Below are 4421 nucleotides of genomic sequence, written 5' to 3' on the forward strand. Positions count from 1 at the left end.
TTACAGAACACAGATCGCACGCGCCACTTAAAGTGTTCCCTTCGGTCTGTACAAATTTGCTCCCGCTGGTCGCCCGCCGGCTATGCGATGCAGGGCGACGGTAACAATTTTCCTTAAAGAGCAGCGCTCCTTTAAAAGCGCCATGCAAGGCACTTCCGCGCAAGCTAACGTATCTTCTAAGGCGCAAACGAAGATGTCGTGCAGGAACTGCTGACGGCGAATCCGGATATCGAGGTGCGGCATCTGTCCAGCATGGGGGCGAGCGTTCATTCAGTTCAAGGTTGGTGATCGCTGCTTCCTCTGCCATGGCGAACGTTGCCCACACGAAACAATTGTAATTGTTTGTCAGTTCCGCGTGCCGCACCCCGCTTTGACGACAGAAGCGTCCTTGCGCTTTGGTACGATCCCGCTCTTTCCGCCAGCGCCCCCCCACCGTGAATCGCCGATATGCATCGTTGTTTCGTGAGCATTGCGCACGGTGGCTCGCCCGCGTCCAACCGCTGGCAGCCGCCGGCAGCACGAGAACCAGACGCGTTTTCAACAGCGCGCTGCGCCGCCTTCGCCACCCCACGCGACGCGGCATCGCGCTGATGCTCGCCGCATTGCCGGCGCTCTTCGTGCTGTATGGGCTTGCGCTCGTGCCGTTTACGCCCAGCATCAACGACATCCGCAAAGCCCGGGTCGATCGGCCAGCGTTGATCGTGTCGGCCGACGGCAAACTGCTCGACGAGTTCAAGCCGGTCAACCGCAAGTGGGTGCCGCTCAAGCAGATCTCGCCGTACATGGTAGACGCGTTGATCGCGACCGAAGACCGCCGCTTCTACGAGCATCCTGGCATCGACTGGAAGCGCACCGCGTCGGCCGCGCTGCATACGTTCTCCGGCGACCGGCAAGGTGGCTCGACGATTACGCAGCAGCTGGCGCGCAACCTGTATCCCGACGAGATCGGCCGCGCACCAACCCTCACGCGCAAGCTCAGGGAAGCCATCACGGCCTTCAAGATCGAAGCCGTGTACAGCAAGGATCAGATCCTCGAGACGTACCTGAACACGGTGCCGTTCCTGTACAACGCCTACGGCGTGGAAATGGCCGCACGCACCTACTTCGGCAAATCGGCCAGCCAGCTCAACGTTCTTGAAAGCGCAACGCTCGTCGGCATGCTCAAGGCCAACAGCACTTACAACCCTGTGCTCAATCCCGAGCGTGCATTGCAGCGGCGGAACACGGTGCTCGGGCAGATGAACAAGTACGGGAAGCTCAAGCCCGATGCCTACACTTGGTTGAAGCGACAACCGCTCAACGTCAATTTCGAGTTGCAGACTGCGCCGCCGGGCGCCGCGCCGCATTTTTCGGCGCAATTGCGCAAGTGGCTGAGCGCCTGGGCCGATCGCAACGGCTACAACATCTATGCCGACGGGCTGGTCGTGCGCACGACGATCGATTCGCGTCTGCAGACCATGGCAGCGCAGGCGATGGACTGGCAGACGAACCAGTTGCAATGGATCGCGAACGGCGCATGGAACGAACGCACGGGCTGCCGGCCGGGCAGCGACCTGTTCCGGGCATTCATCCGGCAGACGCCCGACTACCGCGCCGCGCGCGATGCTGGTCAATCGGATCAGACCGCGCTCGCGAAGCTTGGAACGAACCCCACGTTCGTCCGTGCGCTCTGCCGGAGCAAGACGCAGATCCAGGCGGGTTTTGTCGCGATCGATCCGCGCAACGGCGATATCAAGGCATGGGTCGGCAGCCGCGACTTCAGTGACGAACCGTTCGATCACGTGCAGCAGGCCCGGCGTCAGCCGGGTTCCACGTTCAAGCCGTTCGTCTACGGCGCGGCCTTCGCGGACGGCGCGCGGCCGAGCGATACGATCGTAGACCGGGACGTCGCCATTGCGCTGACCGGCGATGCGATCTGGCGGCCTACCGACGCGGAACCGCCCACCGGCCGGCCGATGACGCTGCGCGACGCGCTTGTGTATTCGCGCAACCGCGTCACCGCTCAGCTCATGCAAAAGGAACGGCCCGAGAAGGTCGCACGGCTAGCGCACGCGATGGGTGTGCGCACAAGTCCGCTCGAAGCGGTGCCGTCGCTCGCGCTCGGCACGAGCCCGGTCACGCTCAAGGAAATGGTGTCGGCGTACAGCACGATCGCGAACCGCGGTGCCTATATCGAACCGCGCATGGTCACGCGCATCGAGGATCACGACCACAAAGTGCTCGCCACATTCGCGAGCACATCGCCGGAACAGGCGCTGCCAGCCGGTGCAGCGCAAACGCTAGTCGACGTGATGCGCGATGTCGTTAGCCGGGGCACCGGCGCGGACATCCGGACGCGCTTCAGGATTCGCGCCGACGTGGCCGGCAAGACGGGCACGACGCAGGACAACGCGGATAGCTGGTTCATCCTGATGCATCCGCAACTGGTCGCGGGCGCGTGGGTGGGTTTCGACGATGGACGTGTGACGCTCGGAAACTATTGGGGCGAGGGCGCGCACAGCGCCCTGCCGATGGTGGGCGCGTTCTACGACATGGCGCTGCGCGCGCGAGTGATCGATCCGGATGCGCAGCTCGGCCCCGAGACCCGGCCTCCTCGCACGGTTCATAAGCCACGGCATCGACAGTTCCTCTTCTGGAGGTTCTGATGCTATCGCCGGCGGACGAGACATTCGCATTCGCCAGATCCGCCGACGTCGCATCGCAATCGAGCCGGCCGACAGTAGAGCACTGACAACTGCCAAACCTTACTCTGGCTTCGGTCTCGGCATGCTGGAGAACCCGACGCGCTTGTGCGAACCGTCGCAAAACGGTTTGTTCTCGGAATGCCCGCAGCGGCACAGCCAAACCTGCTCGCCCTCGAAGACGAATGGCTCGCCTGTCGGAGTCACGATCTTGACAGGGCCCTTGATACGCAAGGGCCCATTATCCTGCACGGTAACGGTAACGACTGTGTCCTCACTCATGACGCACTCCACTTTTGGCAACCTTGGCACCTGAAGTTCATGGTAGGAAGCCGCCGGCCCCTTGCGCAAGGCGTGGCATGAGCCTGACGGTGCAAAATTCGAGGAATTCCCTGTGGCGTTGTCCGTTGTCTATGTGGGGTAGCCGTACTATTGGAGCGAAATCAGGCGGTAGCCGGCCGGAGAGTCACTTGCAGCGAGGCTTCGTGGCCTGTCTTCCACGGCAGAGCGGGTGTGCCTCGACTATCGGCGAGGGTGGCGACGTGCTGGCGGTAGATCGTTTCGGTGCGTCGACGCCCGGTGAGGTGATGCTGCGCGAATACGGCTTTACCGCCGAGAACGTCTGCCGGCACGCTCTCACGCTACTTCATCGATAGGAAGCGCGTCGGGCGTCGCAATCGGGAGGGCGGCGTTTGCCAGGCCGGAAAGTGCCAAGCGCGCTCCGCTTGGCCTTCGGCACAAGCTGACGGACGCATTACCGAATGCGGCGCACGGCTTCAAGCATGTAATGCCCCTGACTTGTCAGGCGGGGGTAGGCATCGCCGCTATCATGACCACGCTCCAACGTGACCAGCTTGTGAGCCAATAAGGTGTCCAATTGCTCGGGCTCGAGGTCGTCGATCTCCTGCGTGTCGCCAAGCAGCAGCAGCGCGGCGATTTCATGCGGGCTTAGCATATCGGCCTCCTTTGTCGTGGCTGGAAAAACGAACTACGACTGCTGCCCCGAGCTCGATTCCACAGTGGATGGTGGCGACGGCAGTGGGTGCGTATCGGTGCGAGGAGCGTTCGGTGCGCTGGGAGCGCGCGCCGAACGGACACAATAAACGTCTTCGTCGCCGGCATCAAGTCAGATATATGCGGCACTGCCGCAGAGTGAAGCAGCGCCAAAGTATCGAAAGGTGGTTGATGCGAGCACGCGGTTTGACATCCCCCCCCTCCCTCAGCCTAGAACGTGACCCATTTGCCGTCGCTCACACAGCGGGCCCCAGGGAAGACCCCATCATGTCCATTCGGACCGTCTAGTGGAAAGGGTGCGCGGGGCGTGGCCCAGAAATGGCCGCTCGTTAGAGGCTCAATCGCCTTTGGGGACATTTTCACAAGTTGCCGGGCGAAATGACGGCGAGATGCCGGCCATCATCGGAATCGCCCCTTTCGGGAAAGAACGCCTCGATACCGGAGTGTGGGGCCTGCATCTTACCGAAGCGAAATATCCGGTGGACGAACGATCGTGCCAATCCATTGTTTCAGAGGCCGCGATTCGAGGGCGACGTAAAAGCTAGGGCTGCAGAACAATTCATGCCGCCGATGGGACCTAGTACAACATCCCGTAAATAGCTTGAATAAATAATCGCCTCGGATATCATGGCGGGATGAGTCGAGGCCGCCATGCAACGCCAGTGAAGTTGGCGAAGAAAGAAAGACAGGAACTGTTATCGCTGATCGAGCGCAAGACGGCGCCGC

The 4421-nt window shown here is 61.8% G+C and carries 3 protein-coding genes; 1 reads left to right on the forward strand and 2 read right to left on the reverse strand.

The features are described from left to right. Positions 1 to 455 precede the first annotated feature (455 nt). A complete protein-coding gene (locus AC1DO7_RS39715; protein WP_441622784.1) occupies positions 456 to 2645 on the forward strand; it encodes a penicillin-binding protein 1A in 2190 nt (729 codons plus the stop codon). Between the two features lie 99 nt (positions 2646 to 2744). Here AC1DO7_RS39715 and AC1DO7_RS39720 read toward each other — a convergent pair whose 3' ends face one another. Next, positions 2745 to 2963, reverse strand: a complete 219-nt coding sequence (locus AC1DO7_RS39720) for a CDGSH iron-sulfur domain-containing protein (RefSeq protein ID WP_441622786.1) — start codon at positions 2961 to 2963, stop codon at positions 2745 to 2747. Between the two features lie 472 nt (positions 2964 to 3435). Then, positions 3436 to 3636 (reverse strand): hypothetical protein, encoded by a 201-nt coding sequence (locus AC1DO7_RS39725; protein WP_441622788.1) that lies wholly within the window; start codon positions 3634 to 3636, stop codon positions 3436 to 3438. Positions 3637 to 4421 lie beyond the last annotated feature (785 nt).

The sequence above is a fragment of the Cupriavidus sp. 05N40 genome (assembly GCF_056397305.1).

Excerpts from the sequence above, each read along its gene's own strand:
- AC1DO7_RS39720 (WP_441622786.1), bottom strand. The coding sequence starts at position 2,963 with ATGAGTGAGGACACAGTCGTTACCGTTACCGTGCAGGATAATGGGCCC.
- AC1DO7_RS39725 (WP_441622788.1), bottom strand. The coding sequence starts at position 3,636 with ATGCTAAGCCCGCATGAAATCGCCGCGCTGCTGCTGCTTGGCGACACG.